This window comes from Nocardia citri (assembly GCF_054065835.1).
The window spans coordinates 373,876-391,028 of the sequence record NZ_JBSUQM010000002.1; the positions used below are offsets into that span (position 1 = coordinate 373,876).

Consider the following 17,153-nt stretch of genomic DNA (forward strand, 5'->3'; position numbering starts at 1 on the left):
ACCGCAAACCTCGCATGCGCTCATGGAACCGTAGGCTACTCCGTGGCACCGGCACCACGCAGCTAATTTCAGGTTATCTGCGCATGACCGGCTCGACCTGCGCGGTGGAGGTCATCGCCGCGAGTTCGACATCGACGTCTGCGCTGTCGACGCGGTGTCGCAGCGCCCCAAAATTCGATACGACCCGGCCGAGGTCCGGCGTGCTGCACGACGCGCGGAGCCGATAACACCTACTCATGACTCGCAGGCATCGATCAGCGCGACGAGCCCGTCCACGCGATGCCGATCGAGCTGTTCGCCGAGTGCCTGACCCAGATGCAGTCCGGACCGTGAGTCTTCGTGCGCGGTGAATCACGCGCCACCAAGAAGTTCTCGGCTCCGGTGGCCACACCACGATCGATGGATTCGAACAATAAGGCTGCCTGCCGGTCCGCTGCGGCGGCGAATCCAGCCTTGACGGCCGAAACCAGTTGTGCGGCAGTTGGATTCAGCAGCCGCCTGGGGTCCGCCCACGGTGGCGACCGTACCGCCGGGCATGAGACCAGGGGCGGCGAATTCAACGAGGTCTTTGCCTCACCCCGGATGTGCGGGCTGATCGGACCGCGGAGCGACACGCATCGCATTCGAATCGCTCCGATGTCGAATGCGTCGGGTCGCTCTCGGCGCGCAGCGACTCGGCGTCCTGTGCCAGTCCCGGGGTGCGGGCAAGAAACTCGGGATGATAAAAGCCGTTTATCAATTGATCCAAATCGGAACTTTGACGTCGATCCCGATCGTGCCTAGGTTTTTTGGTTGACGGGACGCAAGTGCGACCAGCCGTTAGGCGATCTTGTGCATATTGGGAAGGTCCACCATGAGCAGGTTCCCGCTTTCGGCGCGGGCGTCATCCGTACACCCTGCCCACGCCGCGAGTCGGTGATCCGGGTTTCAACTAGCACGAACAAAGCGTGGAGTGCGTGGAGCGTCTCATGAAGCAAGCACCGCAGAATCTGCAGGAGCTCGTCCGATCCGTTGTCGATTCACATCGTCACCGGCGTGGCCCCCTTCTGGTGATATTGCACGATATTCAGGATCGCCTGGGCTACATCGACCCCGAAGTAGTGCCGTTGGTGGCGGCCGAACTGAATCTGTCGCGAGCAGATGTGCATGGGGTCGTCACCTTCTATCGAGATTTCCGGTCGGAGCCGCCTGGGCGGACGACGGTGCTCATGTGCCGCGCGGAGGCTTGTCGATCGGTGGGTGCCGAACAGTTGGTGACGTCCGTCGAACAGACCCTCGGTATCAAGGTCGGAAACACCACATCCGACGGCTCGACGACGCTGGGCCAGGTTTTCTGCCTGGGTAACTGCGCCCTGGGGCCGTCCGCGCGGATCAACGGCAAGGTGTACGGGCGGCTCGATCGGGATCAGGTAATCGACATCGTGCGAGCGGAGCAATCATGATCACGGTTTACGTCCCGCGGGATTCTGCGGCGACGTCGGTGGGAGCCGACGAGGTTGCCATCGCTGTGCAACGCGAGGCCGCAGCCGCCGGCCGTGAGGTGCGGCTCGTGCGCACGGGAACCCGCGGAATGTTGTGGCTCGAGCCATTGGTCGAGATAGAAACCGAGCGTGGTCGCCTAGGGTATGGGCCGGTTCGAGCGCAGGACGTCGGCGATCTGGTCAAGGGCGGAATGCTCGACGGGGCCACGAACGACTTATGTCTCGGTCTCGTGGAGGAACTCCCTTGGATGCGCGATCAGCAACGGCTGTGCCTGAGTCGGGTCGGCGTGATTGATCCGCTGTCCCAGGACGACTATGTGAGCCACAACGGTCTGGCCGGACTTCGCCGAGCTTTCGAGCTCGACCCGGCCGACGTGGTCGCCGAGGTGATCGAATCCGGCCTTCGCGGCCGCGGTGGCGCGGGATTCCCGACCGGCATCAAGTGGCAGACGGTCGCCCAGACCGAGGGTGAGCTGAAGTTCGTCTGCTGCAACGCCGATGAAGGCGACAGTGGCACCTTCGCCGACCGGGTGGTGATGGAGGGTGACCCGTTCAGTCTCCTGGAAGGCATGACCATCGCCGGCTACGCGGTCGGCGCGTCCGAGGGCTACATCTATCTGCGTTCCGAATACGCCGAGGCGGCTGCCGTGATCGGCGAGGCGGTCGAGATCGCCCGCGCCCAGGGCTGGCTCGGCGAGAACATTCTCGGCTCCGGCTTCAGCTTCGATATCCACCTGCGTGTGGGTGGCGGTGCCTACATCTGTGGCGAAGAGACCTCGATGCTCGAGAGCTTGGAGGGTAAGCGGGGCATGGTCCGAGCCAAGCCGCCGATCCCCGCCATCACCGGGCTCTTCGGCAAGCCAACGGTGGTCAACAACGTGCTGACCCTGGTCAGTGTGCCCGCCATCCTCGCCGACGGCGGGAAGGCGTATGCCGCGCTCGGGGTGGAGCGTTCGCGCGGGACCCAGGTGTTCCAATTGGCCGGAAACATCGCCCGGGGCGGCGTGTTCGAAACCGCCTTCGGCATCTCACTGGCCGATCTGGTCAACGACTACGGCGGCGGTACGCGGTCGGGTCGGCCGGTGCGCGCCGTGCAGGTGGGCGGTCCTCTCGGTGCCTACATTCCTGACTCGCAGCTCGATCTGCCGACGGACTACGAGGGCTTCGGCGAGGCCGGCGCGATGCTCGGGCACGGCGGCATCGTCGTGTTCGACGACACGGTGGACATGGCCGCGATGGCACGGTTCGCGATGGAGTTCTGCGCGGAAGAATCGTGCGGTAAGTGCACTCCGTGTCGCGTGGGTTCGGTGCGCGGAGTGGAAGTGATCGACCGCATTGTCGGTGGCGAGGACCCGGATTCGAACCTCGCTCTGCTGAACGACCTCTGCGAGCTGATGACCGAGGGCTCGCTGTGTGCAATGGGAGGTCTGACGCCGAACCCGGTGCGCAGTGCCCTCCTGCACTTCCCGGAGGACTTCACCGCTCGACACACGGAGGCGACACGATGACACTGCTGAAGAATTGTGATCTCGGCACGCCGGCTCCGCCGGCGGACGCCAAGGCGGTGACCGTGGAAGTCGACGGGCTGCCGGTGACAGTGGGCGAGGGTACCTCGGTGCTTCGCGCGGCCGCACTGGCGGGAATCGAGATACCGAAACTGTGTGCCACCGACAGTCTCGACGCCTTCGGCTCCTGCCGGTTGTGCCTGGTGGAGATCGACGGCCGGCGCGGAACTCCCGCCTCCTGCACCACTCCGGTGGCCGAAGGGATGAGTATCCGCACCCAGACGCCGCGACTCGAGAAACTGCGGCAGGGTGTCATGGAGCTCTACATCTCCGATCATCCGCTGGACTGCTTGACCTGCCCGGCCAACGGGGACTGCGAGCTACAGGACATGGCCGGCGTGGTCGGCTTGCGGCAAGTCCGCTACGGCTACGAGGGTGAGAACCATCTCAACCTCGAAAAGGACCGCAGCAACCCGTATTTCGACTTCGATCCGTCCAAATGCATCACCTGCTCGCGATGCGTCCGTGCCTGTGCCGACATCCAGGGAACGTTCGCGCTGACCATCGAGGGCCGCGGTTTCGAATCGAAGGTGTCCGCGAGCGCAGGCGAGAACTTCATCGACTCCGAATGCGTTTCCTGTGGTGCCTGTGTGCAGGCCTGCCCGACTTCGACCTTGCAGGAGAAGTCCGTGGTCGAGCTCGGCATCCCGACTCGCACCGTACTGACGACCTGCGCGTATTGCGGCGTGGGGTGCTCGTTCAAGGCCGAGTTGCGCGGCGACGAGCTGGTACGCATGGTTCCCGACAACAATGGCGGCGCCAACGAGGGACACGCCTGCGTGAAGGGCCGGTTCGCCTTCGGCTACGCCACCCACCCCGACCGCGTGCACGAACCGATGATCCGCGAGAAGATCACCGACGAGTGGCGTGTGGTCGACTGGGACACCGCGATCAACTATGTCGCCGAGAAGATGCGCGACATCCAAGAGCGGCATGGGGCCGGTGCGATCGGCGGGATCACCTCGTCGCGCTGCACCAATGAAGAAGTCTATGTAGTGCAGAAGATGGTGCGCGCGGCGTTCGGCAACAACAACGTCGACACGTGTGCGCGCGTGTGCCATTCACCCACCGGGTACGGCCTCAAGCAGACCTTCGGCGAATCGGCCGGAACTCAGGATTTCCGGTCGGTCGCCAAGGCGGACGTCATTTTGCTGATCGGAGCTAATCCGACCGACGGGCATCCGGTCTTCGCCTCCCGAATGAAGCGGCGGCTGCGCGATGGTGCCCGGCTGATCGTCATCGATCCGCGCCGCATCGACCTGGTCCGTTCGCCCCATATCGAGGCCGAGCATCATCTGCAGCTCAACCCGGGCACCAACGTCGCGGTCGTCAACGCGCTGGCCCACGTGGTGGTGACCGAGGGTCTGGTCGACCGGGAGTTCGTAGAGTCCCGGTGTGAGGACTTCGGTCCGTGGGCGGAATTCATCGCCCGGCCGGAGCACAGCCCCGAGGCGACCGAGGCCATCACCGGCGTGCCCGCGGACGAACTGCGGGCAGTCGCGCGGCTCTACGCAACCGGCGGCAACGCGGCGATCTACTACGGACTCGGCGTCACCGAGCACAGCCAGGGTTCGACGATGGTGATGGGGATGGCGAACCTCGCCATGGCCACCGGGAACATCGGGCGTGAAGGTGTGGGCGTCAACCCACTGCGCGGCCAGAACAACGTCCAGGGTTCTTGTGACATGGGCTCCTTCCCGCACGAACTGCCCGGATACCGGCACGTCTCCGACGACGCCGTACGTGATGTGTTCGAGACACTCTGGCAGCGCCCACTGCTGGCCGAGCCGGGCCTGCGCATCCCCAACATGTTCGACTCGGCCATCGACGGATCCTTCCGCGGACTCTACGTTCAAGGCGAGGACATCGCCCAGTCCGACCCGAACACGAGCCATGTCTTCGCGGCGCTGGGAGCACTCGAACTGCTCGTCGTGCAGGACCTGTTCTTGAACGAGACCGCCAAATTCGCTCATGTGTTCCTGCCCGGAACGTCGTTCCTCGAGAAGGACGGCACGTTCACCAACGCCGAGCGCCGGATCAACCGGGTGCGCCCGGTGATGGCACCCCGGACCGGCAAGCACGAATGGCAGATTCCGTGTGAGATCGCTCAGGCCATGGGCTACCCGATGGCATACGACCATCCGAGCCAGATCATGGACGAGATCGCTTTGCTCACACCGACCTTCGCCGGAGTTTCCTTCCAGAAGCTGGACAAACTCGGGAGCGTGCAGTGGCCGTGCAACGACGCGGCACCCGAGGGAACACCAGTGATGCACGTCGACGAATTCGTCAGGGGCAAGGGTAGATTCGTCACCACAACGTTCGTCCCGACGACCGAGCGCTCCACGCGCAAGTTCCCGCTGATCCTCACCACCGGCCGAATCCTCAGCCAGTACAACGTGGGTGCGCAAACTCGCCGTACCGCCAACGTCGTCTGGCACCGTGAGGACATTCTGGAGATCCATCCGCATGACGCGGAGGTGCGTGGTATCACCGACGGCGCCGACGTGGCGCTGACCAGCCGGGCGGGCGAAACAACACTGCGTGCCATGATCTCGGATCGGATGCCGCCCGGGGTCGTCTACACGACGTTCCACTACCCCGTGACGGGTGCGAACGTGGTGACGACCGACAACTCCGACTGGGCCACCAACTGCCCCGAATACAAGGTCACCGCGGTGCAGGTCGCCTTGCGGACGTCAGCGGCGGGCAACGCGTCACAACGTGATCAGTCCGACGACCTGGTCCACTCCTCTGGAGCGATGTGATGATGAAAATCTCACCGGCGATGAGGCTGGCCACTGAGATCGCAGCCCAGTTCCGGCACGTGCCACCTCAGGAGGCTGCTGCGCCGATCGCGGAGCACATTCGCAGGTACTGGGAGCCGCGGATGCGCGCACAACTGCTGGAGCAGGCCTCGCACGCAGGCGAGGGGTGCGACGCCCACGTTGCCGCCGCCGCCGATCTGCTGGGAAATACTGCGCCGTGACCCGGCGGCTCAGGGTCGGCGTCCGGTCGGAGCAACGCTCCGAGAAACGGAAACAACCATGGGACGAGTGACCACGCGGCGACCAGTTGTGCGCATACGGGACGGTCGGCACTCACGACGACCGGACACTTTGGTGGCGGAGGAGCCGCTGGAGATCCGAATCGCGGGGCATCCGATCAGCGTGACCATGCGCACGCCCGGCCATGATTTCGATCTCGCGGCCGGATTTCTGGTGAGCGAAGGGGCTGTGTGGGCAACAGATCAGCTGACCGGCCTGCGCTACTGCTCGGACGCCGCTGCGGAGGGCGGAAACACCTATAACATCGTCGACGTCGATCTGGCGCCGGGCATGGTCGGCCCGGATACCTCGTTGCAGCGCAACTTCTACACCACTTCCTCCTGCGGGCTGTGCGGTAAGGCCAGCCTGGAGGCGGTGCGGACCTCGACGAAGTGGTCCGTAGCCGACGATCCGCTCGCCGTAACGCCGACAGTGCTGACGACTCTTCCCGACCGGCTCCGTGCTGCCCAGCAGGTATTCGACAGCACCGGTGGGCTGCACGCAGCCGGGCTGTTCACAGCGGATGGCAGGCTGTTGTGTCTACGGGAGGACGTCGGTCGGCATAACGCCGTGGACAAAGTCGTCGGGCATGCGTTGCGGTCTGGGCTCCTGCCCTTACGAGAGACGATCCTGATGGTGAGTGGCCGGGCATCCTTCGAGCTCGTGCAAAAGGCTGTCATGGCAGGGATTCCGATGCTCGCGGCGGTCTCGGCTCCGTCATCGCTAGCGGTTGACCTCGCGGCGGAGAACGGACTGACGCTTGTCGGCTTCCTTCGCGGCACCTCGATGAACGTCTACACCGCCGCTGAGCGTCTGCGAACGGAGATGACAGGCTGACCCGCATCCGGTACTTCCGGGGCGGCGTTATCGGCCGAGTTGGCGGACGGGAACGAATTCGAACCGAGCCTGCTGCCATCCGCATACTCGAGTTTGCTGGCAATATCGGAATCCTGGACTGCTGTTCGCAAGGCCGACGACACGATCGAAGCACCCGTGACCAGTCCCACCGGTGGCGACTCCGGTTGGTCTGCGATCTCGATGGCGCGGATACCAGCTGGCACCCCACGCGCTCGCATCCAAGTGTGCGCGATAACACTCGACCAACGTCCGGTGGCGACATGTGAATACAGTGCCTCAACCGTGTCGGTCTCTATCACCACTGTGCCCCGCACGCCTGCTCCCGCCATCGCAGAATCGAGGATCTGTCGATTACGCATGGTTGTCACCAGGGCACACAACGGCAGTCCCGCGATATCCCGCCACTGGGCACGGTGACATTCTGACAGCGGTCCGTCGGCCGCGGTGAGCAGCAGATATCTCTCCCGGTAGAGCGGCAATATCAGCAGCGACTGCGGCATCTCGTCATCCACGTAGGTCAGTCCGGCGTCCAGGTCGTGTTCGGCAATTCTGCGTGCGATCTCGGCCGAGGAAAGCACCTCGATGAGAACACGGGCAGAAGGATGCCGGTCGACAACTGCCTCGGTGACCAGCGGTAGAACCGGTACCGCCGTAGGGATCGCGCCGATACGAATTGTGGCGGCCAGCCCGCGCCGCATACGGTCGAGGTCCGACCGCAACTCGTCACGTTCGTTGACTATCCGTCGGGCCCAGTCGAGCACCCGCAGCCCTTCGGGCGTGAATCCTTCGAATTGCCGTCCGCGCCGCACAATTGTCACTTTGAGTTCGCTCTCCAACTTGCGCAGCCCTGCCGATAAAGCCGGCTGAGTGACATGACAAGACGAAGCCGCGCGACCGAAATGCCGCTCGCGCGCGAGGGCGATCAAATATTCCAATTGTCGGATCAGTACATCGCCGGACATCTAGCTATGCTAGCTGCCGCCTCTTACGTACCTCCGACGTCTCGAACTCGATCATCGGACCGACGCGCGAGCGCAGGTCTGTCCCGGGGGCAGGAGTATGCTTCTCCGCTTCTGCCCGCGTGCTGCGACAGCCCGGCGAGGAGATCTCACACCTGCTTCGATATCCAGCGCCGCACAGCGCACCAGCGCCTCACGATGCGCCCCAAAGTTGCTGTGCCAGCTCGCGAATCGTCGTCGTCGGCTCCGACTCCCAGTGCAACAGCTCGAATGTGATGCTCGTCTCAGAGTGAGACGCCAGAGACGTGGATCACAGGATGCAATGGATCAGGCAACGGCCCTACAGCCGGCGCACCGGTCGGCTGTTGATCCAGGAGGCAAACATTGAGTAGGCAAAGCCTGACGAAGGCCCACGCGAAAATCACCGAGCTGTCATGGGAGCCGACCTTCGCGACGCCCGCTACGCGGTTCGGGACCGACTACACCTTTGAGAAGGCTCCGAAGAAGGACCCTCTCAAGCAGATCATGCGGTCCTACTTCCCGATGGAGGAGGAGAAGGACAACCGCGTGTACGGCGCCATGGACGGCGCGATCCGCGGCAACATGTTCCGGCAGGTGCAGCAGCGTTGGCTGGAATGGCAGAAGCTGTTCCTGTCGATCATCCCCTTCCCGGAGATCTCGGCTGCGCGGGCGATGCCGATGGCCATCGACGCCGTGCCCAATCCGGAGATTCACAACGGGCTGGCTGTTCAGATGATCGACGAGGTTCGTCACTCGACGATTCAGATGAACCTCAAGAAGCTGTACATGAACAACTACATCGATCCCGCCGGGTTCGATATCACCGAGAAGGCGTTTGCGAATAACTACGCCGGAACCATCGGTCGCCAGTTCGGCGAGGGGTTCATCACCGGCGACGCGATCACCGCGGCGAACATCTACCTGACCGTGGTCGCCGAAACCGCGTTCACCAACACGCTTTTCGTGGCCATGCCCGACGAGGCCGCGGCCAACGGCGACTACCTGCTGCCGACGGTGTTCCACTCGGTGCAGTCCGATGAGTCCCGCCACATCTCCAACGGCTACTCGATTCTGCTGATGGCGCTCGCCGACGAGCGCAATCGTCCACTGCTGGAACGGGATCTGCGCTACGCCTGGTGGAACAACCACTGCGTGGTCGACGCCGCGATCGGCACCTTCATCGAGTACGGGACGAAGGACCGCCGCAAGGACCGGGAGAGCTACGCTGAGATGTGGCGGCGGTGGATCTATGACGACTACTACCGCAGCTACCTGATCCCGCTCGAGAAGTATGGTCTGACGATTCCGCACGACCTGGTCGAGGAGGCGTGGAAGCGCATTGTCGACAAGGGCTACGTCCACGAGGTAGCCCGGTTCTTCGCTACCGGTTGGCCGGTCAACTACTGGCGGATCGACGCGATGACCGACAAGGACTTCGAGTGGTTCGAGCACAAGTACCCGGGCTGGTACTCGAAGTACGGCAAGTGGTGGGAAGAGTACAACCGCCTCGCGTACCCCGGTCGGAACAAGCCGATCGTCTTCGAGGAGGTCGGATACCAGTACCCGCACCGGTGCTGGACCTGCATGGTGCCGGCCCTCATCCGTGAGGACATGGTGGTGGAAAAGGTCGACGACCAGTGGCGGACCTACTGCTCGGAGACCTGCTACTGGACCGACGCCGTTGCCTTCCGCGGCGAGTACGAAGGCCGCTCGACTCCGAACATGGGCCGGCTCACAGGATTCCGCGAGTGGGAGACCCTGCATCACGGCAAAGACCTTGCCGACATTGTCTCCGACCTCGGGTACGTGCGCGACGACGGCAAGACGCTTATCGGCCAGCCGCATCTCGACCTGGAGGATCCGAAGAAGCTGTGGACCCTCGACGACGTGCGGGGCAATACGTTCCAGAGCCCGAATGTCCTGTTGAACCAGATGTCCGACGCCGAGCGGGAGGCGCACGTCGCCGCGTACCGCGCGGGCACGTCCGCCTGATCTGGCTGAAGAGGGTGGCGCTGATATCGGCGCCACCCACTTCCTGACAGTCATTTTCGAGCCCAGGAGACCACACGTGCCCGACAAGCACCGCATCAACTTCGAGCCTGTCGACATCGAGATGGAAGTCGGTGAGGACGAGAAGATCCTCGATGCCGCGTTTCGACAGGGTATTCACCTCATGCACGGCTGCCGTGAGGGGCGGTGCTCAGCCTGCAAGTCCTACGTTCTCGACGGTGAAATCCAGATGGAGGACTACTCGACCTTCGCGTGCAACGACGCCGAGGTAGAGGAAGGATTCGTATTGCTCTGCCGCGCACATGCCTTCAGTGACTGCACCATCGAATTGCTCAACTTCGACGAGGATGAACTTCTCGGTGGTATCGCCATCCAGGATGTGCGAACCAGGGTGGTCGCGATCGAGGCGATGACCAACGACATCGTTTCGTTGCGTCTGCAGCCGGTGGAGCCCGCAGCATACGAGTACAAGCCAGGCCAGTATTCGGACCTGCAGATCCCGGGAACCGAGGAACACCGATCCTTCTCCATGGCGACAACGCAGTCGACACCCGAGCAGGTCGAATTCCTGATCAAGAAGTACCCGGGCGGCAAGTTCGCCGGACTGCTCGATGATGGGATCTCGGTGGGCGACGAGATCTGTCTGACAGGTCCGTACGGGTCTTTCACCCTCAAACAGGGACACGTCCTACCGTTGGTCTTCATCGGCGGCGGGGCGGGCATGGCTCCGATTTTGTCGCTGCTGCGGCACATGAGTGAGACCGGCAATACCCGGCAGGTTCGCTTCTACTACGGAGCTCGCACGCCACAGGACCTGTTCTACCTCGAAGAAATACTCGAGCTCGGCACTCGTCTGACGGACTTCAAGTTCGTCGCCTGCCTGTCGGAAGCGATGGATCCGCAACCGGTTTCGGACGCCATCGTCTTCGAGGAAGGCAACGTCACCGACGTCGTGGCTCGTTATGAATCGAATATCGGCAAAACCGAGGTCTACCTGTGCGGACCGCCGCCGATGGTCGACGCGGCCCTCGATTTGCTCGAAACCAACAACACCCCGAAGGACCAGATCTTCTACGACAAGTTCACCAGCCCAGCCTTCGACCAGTAACCGCAGGATCTGTCAAGCACCTGCGCCGAAAAGAACTGAGAAGACACCATGACCACTTCCAGCGGGGCAAAGCACCGCAGCTTCCCCCAGATCGAGTTCACCGACTCCGAGGCCGGAGCCCTGGAATTTCCCAGCTCGCGAAGCCGCACGTTCAGTTATTACAAGCCCGCCAAACTGCGCTCGACGATGTACGAGGACGTGACCGTCGACGTTCAACCCGACCCCGAGCGTCACCTGACGCAGGGCTGGATCTACGGCTTCGCCGACGGGGCCGGCGGATACCCGAAAGAGTGGACCGTCGCGAAATCGTCGAACTGGCACGCCTTCCTCGACCCTAACGAGGAGTGGGATCAGACCATCTACCGCAACAACTCCAAGGTGGTCCACCAGGTCGACTTGTGCCTGTCGAACGCCAAGCGCGCGCGCGTCTATGACTCGTGGAACACGTCGTGGCTCACGTTCATCGCTCGCAATCTCGGTGCGTGGATGCATGCCGAAAACGGGCTGGCGTTGCACGTGTTCACCTCGATCCAGCGCTCCTGCCCGACCAACATGATCAACACAGCTGTTGCGGTGAACGCCGCCCACAAGCTGCGGTTCGCGCAGGACCTGGCGCTGTTCAATCTGGATCTGTCCGAAGCCAACGAAGACTTCGACGGCGCGGTACACAAGGCAGTCTGGCAGTCCGCGCCCGAGTGGCAGCCCACTCGTGAGGTGGTCGAGCGCCTGACCGCGGTGCCGGACTGGTGTGAGTTGCTGTTCGCTTCGAACATCGTTTTCGAGCAGCTGGTCGGTTCGCTGTTCCGCAGCGAATTGGTCATGCAGATCGCAGCCGGCAACAGCGACTACATCACACCGACAATCGTGGGCACCGGCGAACACGACTACGACCGTGATCTCGCCTATACCCGCAACCTCTACCGGTTGCTGACCCGCGATCCCGAGTACGGGGAGTCGAACAAGGCACTGTTCGGCACCTGGCTCGAGACCTGGGTGCCGCGCAGCCTCGACGCAGCCCGCGCACTGCAACCGATCTGGTCGCAGCCGGCTGACAAAGCAGTGACGTTCGCAACCAGCCTCGAGAACGCCAAGGACAAGTTCGGTTCCCTGCTCGAGGACCTCGGGCTCGACATCCCCAAGGAGTTGGACCAGTGAGCAGCAGCATGCAATTCGGATCGGCCACCGAGTTCTCGAACATGTGTGGCGTCACCTTGATGAACACCCCGATCGGACGAGTTGTTGCGGAGGTGATGGGCGCGAAGGACGGCGTCGAGCTGACCGAGTATCCATCGATGATCCGCGTCGACGGCGTTCGCCTGCTCAACTTCGACTACGCCGAACTCACCGACGCACTGGGCGAGGAGTTCGACGGGTCGACCTTCGAGGAGATCAGCTCCACCCATTACGGGCGCATGGTCCACCTCGACGACAAGACGCTGCTGTTCGCCAGCCCCGAGGACGCTGCCGAGTACATCGGGTTCGACCTCACCGTGCACTGAATCAGTATCTGCCACAACATGTGTCGGCGCCGTCGTGGAATTGCTGGTCGCGAACGACGGCGCCGCACATCTCACACAGCCTGAATATCGGAGTATCGATCATGTACGAGAAGAATGGCGAAAAGTACTTCGTCGTCGACGGGCACGTTCACCTGTGGGACGGTCGCGAGTCGAATCACAAGAATGTGCACGGCAAGCAGTTCATCGACTGCTTCTACGACTACCACAAGAACCTCAGCCCTGAGGAGTACTTGTGGGACTACGACACCTACACCTATTACGGCGGAGAGCGTTTCGAGCAGGATCTGTTCGTCGAGGGGTACGTCGATCACGCGGTTTTCCAAGCGACGCTGCTGAGTGACTTCTACCGCAACGGGTTCGGGCAAACCGAGGAAGCACTCGCCTTGGTTCGCAAGAACCCCGGCAAGCTCACGTACAACCACGCATACGATCCTCGCAACGAGGAGGCTGGCCTCGAACAACTCCGCAAAGACGCGGAGCTCATGAACCTCAAGGGTGTCAAGCTGTACACCGCCGAATGGCACGGCGACTCTCGCGGCTACAAGCTCGACGACCCGTGGTCGCGGCGCTACCTCGAGGAATGCATCGAGCTGGGTATCACGAACATCCACGTCCACAAGGGCCCGACGATCCGCCCGCTGGACCGCGATGCGTTCGATGTGTCGGACATCGACAAGGTGGCGACCGACTACCTGGACCTGCGTTTCATCGTCGAGCACGTTGGCCTGCCGCGGTTGGAGGACTTCTGCTGGATCGGGACCCAGGAGTCGAACGTCTACGGCGGACTGGCGGTGGCATTGCCGTTCATCCACACGCGGCCGCGGTATTTCGCCCAGATCATCGGTGAGCTCCTCTATTGGCTGGGGGAGGACAAGATCCTGTTCGGCAGTGACTACGCGATCTGGACGCCGAAGTGGCTGATCGAGAAGTTCGTCGATTTCCAGATCCCCGCGGACATGCTCACCGAGTACGGCCCGATCACCATTGAGCAGAAGAAGAAGATTCTCGGGCTCAACGCCGCGGCGCTGTACAACATCGACGTTCCTGCGGATCTGCAGCTGGCCGACCAAGACGGTGCCGATGCGGCATCCCGCGAGGCCGTCCCGTCATGACTGCCCCCGCAATCTGCACAAAGGGGGATATTCTCGACGCTCTCTCGACGGTCGTCGACCCGGAGTTGGATGAGGCGATCACCGATCTGGGCTTCGTACGCTCGGTGACCATCGAGGATGGCGGTGTCACCGTCCACCTACGGCTGCCTACTGCATTCTGCTCGCCTAACTTCGCATATCTGATGGCCTCCGACGCCTTGGACGCGCTTCGCCTTGTCGACGGAATTGGTGAGGTCCGGGTCTTCTTGGACGACCACCACGACAGCGACAAGATCAATGCTGGGTTGGCCGCGAACGCAGGCTATGTCGGAACATTCGGCTCCGAGGCAGACAAGAGCTTGCACCAATTGCGCAGAACATTTCGGGCGAAGGCGCATGCCGCCGCAATGGAACGATGCGTCGAGGCGTATTTGAAGCGAAACGATCTGGGTACCAACGAAATCTACCGACTCACCCTGAGCGACCTTCCGCCCGGAAGAGAGAAAGCGGCCTTGCTGCGTCGCCGCCTGGATCTCGGATTGAGTATCTGCACGGCGAGCTTGGTCTTCGTCGATGACGAAGGGCAGCGGATACCGCCCGAGTCGGTGCCGATCCGGCTGCGGTTCGCCAAGTCGGTGCGGATCTCGATGGAGGGCAATGCCCACTTCTGCCGCGGCCTGCTCGCAACTCGCTACGCCGACAGCGAATCCGTCGGCACCACACCGCGAATCATCGATCACAGAACAACCAGGAGCTCGCGATGAAGGCCGTGCAGGTGGTCGGATACCACAGCAAACTGCAGCTCACCGAACTTCCCGAACCCACCGTTGAGGGGCCCCTCGACGTGATCGTGCGCATCGGCGGCGCGGGCGTGTGCCGCACCGATCTGCACATTCTCGAGGGGCAGTGGGCGGACAAGAGCGGCGTCGAACTGCCGTACACGATCGGCCATGAGAATGCCGGGTGGGTCCACGCCGTGGGCGACGCGGTCACCAATGTCGCGGTCGGCGACAAGGTGATCCTGCATCCGTTGATCACCTGCGGGCTCTGCCGGGCCTGCCGCTTCGGTGACGACGTGCACTGCGAGAACAGCAAATTTCCTGGCATCGACGTCAACGGTGGCTATGCGGAATATCTGCGCACCACCGCGCGCAGTGTTGTGCGGATCGACGACTCGTTGGAGCCCGCGGACGTCGCCGCACTGGCCGACGCGGGTTTGACCGCCTACCACGCGGTCGCGAAGGTGGCGAAGACAACCCGGCCGGGCAATGTGTGCGTGGTTATCGGTGCGGGCGGGCTCGGTCATATCGGAATCCAGGTGTTGAAAGCGATTTCCGGGGTGACGGTGGTCGTAGTGGATCGCAACCCCGCCGCCGTCGACCTGGCGGTCAAGGTCGGCGCCGATTACGGATTCGTCGCCGATGGCTCCCACATCCAACAGGTGCTCGAGTTGACCGGTGGGCACGGTGCCGAGGCCGTTGTCGACTTCGTCGGCGAGGGGGGTGCGACGCGGGAAGGCATCGCGATGTTGCGTCGTGCCGGAAACTACTACGTCGTCGGATACGGCGAGAACATCGACGTCCCGACAATCGATGTGATCTCCACGGAGATCAACTTCATCGGAAATCTCGTCGGTTCCTACAACGACCTGCAGGAACTGATGACCCTCGCCGCCCAGGGCAAGGTCACTCTGCATACGACGAAGTATCGGCTCGAGGACTTCCAGCAGGCACTCGACGATCTCGATGCCGGGCGAGTGCGCGGCCGGGCCATTCTCGTCCCCTGATCGCCGTTACGCGGCGCCACATTAGAAAGGAACTCAGCCATGGCCAAAGAGCTGCGGTACAGCAAGGACGCGCGATCGCGGCTCGAGCAGGGTGTCAACGCACTTGCCGATGCGGTCAAGGTGACCCTCGGCCCCAAGGGGCGCAACGCCGTACTCGAGAAGTTGACCGGGCCGCCCACGATCACGAATGACGGCGTGACCATCGCACGCGAGATACAGCTGCGCGAGCCCTTCGCCAATATGGGTGCGCAGCTTGTCAAGGAAGTGGCGATGAAAACCAACGGTGTGGTCGGTGATGGCACGACCACCGCCACCGTGCTCGCCCAGGCGATGGTCCGTGAGGGACTGCGTTCGGTCGATGCCGGTGCAAACCCGATGCGGGTGCGTCGCGGCATCGAACAGGCAGTATCCGCGGTCGTCGCGGCACTTCGCGAACAAGTTTCCGAGGTCGGTGGCGAGAGCGACCTGCAACGGATCGCGACCCTCGCCGCGAGTGATGACGAAGCGATCGGCCATGCCGTCGCCAAGGCCGTCGACTACGTCGGCAAATCCGGAGTCGTCACCACCGAGGAAAGCGACGGTCTCGGATTATCGGTCGACATCGTCGACGGCATTCAATTCGATCATGGGTACACCTCGGGATACATGGTCACTGATCCGGAGCGTATGGAGGCGGTTCATTTCAATCCGCTGGTCCTGCTGACCAACAAAAAGATCACCCAGGTGCAGGACATCATGCCGAGCATCGAGGTGGCCAAGCGGGCCGATCGACCGCTGGTGGTGCTCGCCGAGGAAGTCGACGGACCCGCGCTGCAACTGCTGGTCGGCGGAAACATGCACAAGACGATGCAATCGGTGGTGGTTCGAGCCCCCGGATTCGGGCACCGTCGTGTCGCCGAACTGGAAGACCTCGCCGTGGCTCTGGGCGGTCATGTGATCGCCAAGGACACCGGCATCGAGCTTTCCGAGGTGGCGTTGCAGCATCTCGGCTCCTGCGATCGGATCACGGTCACAGAGAATGAGACGACGATCGTCGGTGGTCGCGGCGAGCAGCGCCTGCTCGACGCCCGGGTCGCGCAACTCGAAGCCCAGCTCGAGCGCGCAAAGATCGACGCCGATCGGGACAGTATCGAATCGCGCCTCGCTCGGCTTACCGGACGAGTTGCCGTGATCCGCGTCGGAGGTGCTACCAGTGTCGAGCTCAAGGAGCGCATGCTGCGGGTCGAGGACGCTCTCGCGGCAACCCGCGCCGCGGTGGAGGCCGGCATCGTTTCCGGTGGTGGTACCGCACTAGCGCAGTCACATCGAGCGCTCGCGGTTCTCGACCTGTCTGGTGACGAAGCCATCGGCTGCGATGTTGTGGGACGGGCTCTGGCCGAACCGTTGCGGTGGATCGCGATCAATGCCGGATTCGACGGCGATGAAGTTGTCAAGGTGGTCGCGGACTCGCCTCTCGGTCACGGGTTCAACGCACTGACCGGTACGTACGGCGATATGTTCGACTACGGTGTGCTCGACCCATTCAAGGTCACACGCGCCGCACTCGAAAGTGCCGCGTCGATTGCGGCGCTGCTCATCACGACCGAGACCGCTGTCGTCGAGGAGGTCGTCGGTAATCCCGGCGCAATTATTGCCCCTGATTTCGGAGACTTGGCCGAGGGCATGGTGCGCCCTTCCAACATCTACTGACCACAGTTCGATCGATCA

The 17,153-nt window shown here is 62.8% G+C and carries 14 protein-coding genes; 13 read left to right on the forward strand and 1 reads right to left on the reverse strand.

The features are described from left to right. Window positions 1–968 precede the first annotated feature (968 nt). Genes ACW2Q0_RS05485 through fdhD form a run of 5 tightly spaced genes read left to right on the forward strand, consistent with a single transcriptional unit; the run spans window position 969 to window position 6,930 of the window. Entirely contained in the window at window positions 969–1,442 is a 474-nt protein-coding gene (locus ACW2Q0_RS05485; protein ID WP_457186791.1) for an NAD(P)H-dependent oxidoreductase subunit E, read from the forward strand. After that, on the forward strand, window positions 1,439–2,989 hold the full coding sequence (locus tag ACW2Q0_RS05490; protein ID WP_457186793.1) for a formate dehydrogenase beta subunit: 1,551 nt from the start codon (window positions 1,439–1,441) through the stop codon (window positions 2,987–2,989). The genes ACW2Q0_RS05485 and ACW2Q0_RS05490 overlap by 4 nt, the downstream gene beginning before the upstream one ends. Continuing rightward, a complete protein-coding gene (gene fdhF / locus ACW2Q0_RS05495; protein WP_457186795.1) occupies window positions 2,986–5,814 on the forward strand; it encodes a formate dehydrogenase subunit alpha in 2,829 nt (942 codons plus the stop codon). The genes ACW2Q0_RS05490 and fdhF overlap by 4 nt, the downstream gene beginning before the upstream one ends. Before the next feature lie 20 nt (window positions 5,815–5,834). Further along, the gene (locus ACW2Q0_RS05500) at window positions 5,835–6,035 is read left to right on the forward strand and encodes a formate dehydrogenase subunit delta (protein ID WP_457186797.1); all 201 of its coding nucleotides are present in this window, start codon (window positions 5,835–5,837) and stop codon (window positions 6,033–6,035) included. A 58-nt stretch (window positions 6,036–6,093) separates the two neighbouring features. Next, complete coding sequence (fdhD, locus tag ACW2Q0_RS05505; protein ID WP_457186799.1) at window positions 6,094–6,930, forward strand: formate dehydrogenase accessory sulfurtransferase FdhD; 837 nt, start codon at window positions 6,094–6,096, stop codon at window positions 6,928–6,930. On the opposite strand, the gene ACW2Q0_RS05510 is transcribed toward fdhD, so the two are convergent. Then, window positions 6,888–7,913 (reverse strand): LysR family transcriptional regulator, encoded by a 1,026-nt coding sequence (locus ACW2Q0_RS05510; RefSeq protein WP_457186801.1) that lies wholly within the window; start codon window positions 7,911–7,913, stop codon window positions 6,888–6,890. The two genes, fdhD and ACW2Q0_RS05510, sit on opposite strands and share 43 nt — an antisense overlap. A 381-nt stretch (window positions 7,914–8,294) precedes the next feature. Between ACW2Q0_RS05510 and ACW2Q0_RS05515 the strand changes: the two genes are divergently transcribed. The 8 genes from ACW2Q0_RS05515 to groL all read left to right on the forward strand — a co-directional run bounded on the left by ACW2Q0_RS05515 (window position 8,295) and on the right by groL (window position 17,135). Next, window positions 8,295–9,923 (forward strand): methane monooxygenase, encoded by a 1,629-nt coding sequence (locus tag ACW2Q0_RS05515; protein ID WP_457186803.1) that lies wholly within the window; start codon window positions 8,295–8,297, stop codon window positions 9,921–9,923. Between the two features lie 76 nt (window positions 9,924–9,999). Next, on the forward strand, window positions 10,000–11,049 hold the full coding sequence (locus ACW2Q0_RS05520) for a 2Fe-2S iron-sulfur cluster-binding protein (RefSeq protein ID WP_457186805.1): 1,050 nt from the start codon (window positions 10,000–10,002) through the stop codon (window positions 11,047–11,049). A gap of 48 nt (window positions 11,050–11,097) precedes the next feature. Continuing rightward, complete coding sequence (locus ACW2Q0_RS05525) at window positions 11,098–12,204, forward strand: aromatic/alkene monooxygenase hydroxylase subunit beta (RefSeq protein WP_457186807.1); 1,107 nt, start codon at window positions 11,098–11,100, stop codon at window positions 12,202–12,204. Between the two features lie 8 nt (window positions 12,205–12,212). Further along, complete coding sequence (gene mimD, locus ACW2Q0_RS05530) at window positions 12,213–12,548, forward strand: propane 2-monooxygenase effector subunit MimD (RefSeq protein WP_457186950.1); 336 nt, start codon at window positions 12,213–12,215, stop codon at window positions 12,546–12,548. Between the two features lie 101 nt (window positions 12,549–12,649). Then, window positions 12,650–13,681: an amidohydrolase family protein gene (locus ACW2Q0_RS05535; protein WP_457186809.1), complete on the forward strand. Its 1,032-nt coding sequence runs from the start codon at window positions 12,650–12,652 to the stop codon at window positions 13,679–13,681. Then, window positions 13,678–14,424, forward strand: a complete 747-nt coding sequence (locus tag ACW2Q0_RS05540; RefSeq protein ID WP_457186811.1) for an iron-sulfur cluster assembly protein — start codon at window positions 13,678–13,680, stop codon at window positions 14,422–14,424. The genes ACW2Q0_RS05535 and ACW2Q0_RS05540 overlap by 4 nt, the downstream gene beginning before the upstream one ends. Then, window positions 14,421–15,446 (forward strand): NAD(P)-dependent alcohol dehydrogenase, encoded by a 1,026-nt coding sequence (locus ACW2Q0_RS05545; protein ID WP_457186813.1) that lies wholly within the window; start codon window positions 14,421–14,423, stop codon window positions 15,444–15,446. Before ACW2Q0_RS05540 ends, ACW2Q0_RS05545 begins: the two co-directional genes overlap by 4 nt. Window positions 15,447–15,485: 39 nt before the next feature. Next, window positions 15,486–17,135, forward strand: coding sequence for a chaperonin GroEL (gene groL, locus ACW2Q0_RS05550; protein ID WP_457186815.1), 1,650 nt, complete (start codon window positions 15,486–15,488; stop codon window positions 17,133–17,135). Window positions 17,136–17,153: the final 18 nt, after the last annotated feature.

What these genes read in the sequence shown, in the direction of transcription:
- fdhD (WP_457186799.1), top strand. Translation starts at nt 6,094, where the DNA reads ATGGGACGAGTGACCACGCGGCGACCAGTTGTGCGCATACGGGACGGT.
- ACW2Q0_RS05500 (WP_457186797.1), top strand. Translation starts at nt 5,835, where the DNA reads ATGAGGCTGGCCACTGAGATCGCAGCCCAGTTCCGGCACGTGCCACCT.
- ACW2Q0_RS05545 (WP_457186813.1), top strand. Translation starts at nt 14,421, where the DNA reads ATGAAGGCCGTGCAGGTGGTCGGATACCACAGCAAACTGCAGCTCACC.
- ACW2Q0_RS05510 (WP_457186801.1), bottom strand. Translation starts at nt 7,913, where the DNA reads ATGTCCGGCGATGTACTGATCCGACAATTGGAATATTTGATCGCCCTC.
- ACW2Q0_RS05485 (WP_457186791.1), top strand. Translation starts at nt 969, where the DNA reads ATGAAGCAAGCACCGCAGAATCTGCAGGAGCTCGTCCGATCCGTTGTC.
- groL (WP_457186815.1), top strand. Translation starts at nt 15,486, where the DNA reads ATGGCCAAAGAGCTGCGGTACAGCAAGGACGCGCGATCGCGGCTCGAG.
- ACW2Q0_RS05525 (WP_457186807.1), top strand. Translation starts at nt 11,098, where the DNA reads ATGACCACTTCCAGCGGGGCAAAGCACCGCAGCTTCCCCCAGATCGAG.
- mimD (WP_457186950.1), top strand. Translation starts at nt 12,213, where the DNA reads ATGCAATTCGGATCGGCCACCGAGTTCTCGAACATGTGTGGCGTCACC.
- ACW2Q0_RS05490 (WP_457186793.1), top strand. Translation starts at nt 1,439, where the DNA reads ATGATCACGGTTTACGTCCCGCGGGATTCTGCGGCGACGTCGGTGGGA.
- ACW2Q0_RS05535 (WP_457186809.1), top strand. Translation starts at nt 12,650, where the DNA reads ATGTACGAGAAGAATGGCGAAAAGTACTTCGTCGTCGACGGGCACGTT.
- ACW2Q0_RS05540 (WP_457186811.1), top strand. Translation starts at nt 13,678, where the DNA reads ATGACTGCCCCCGCAATCTGCACAAAGGGGGATATTCTCGACGCTCTC.
- fdhF (WP_457186795.1), top strand. Translation starts at nt 2,986, where the DNA reads ATGACACTGCTGAAGAATTGTGATCTCGGCACGCCGGCTCCGCCGGCG.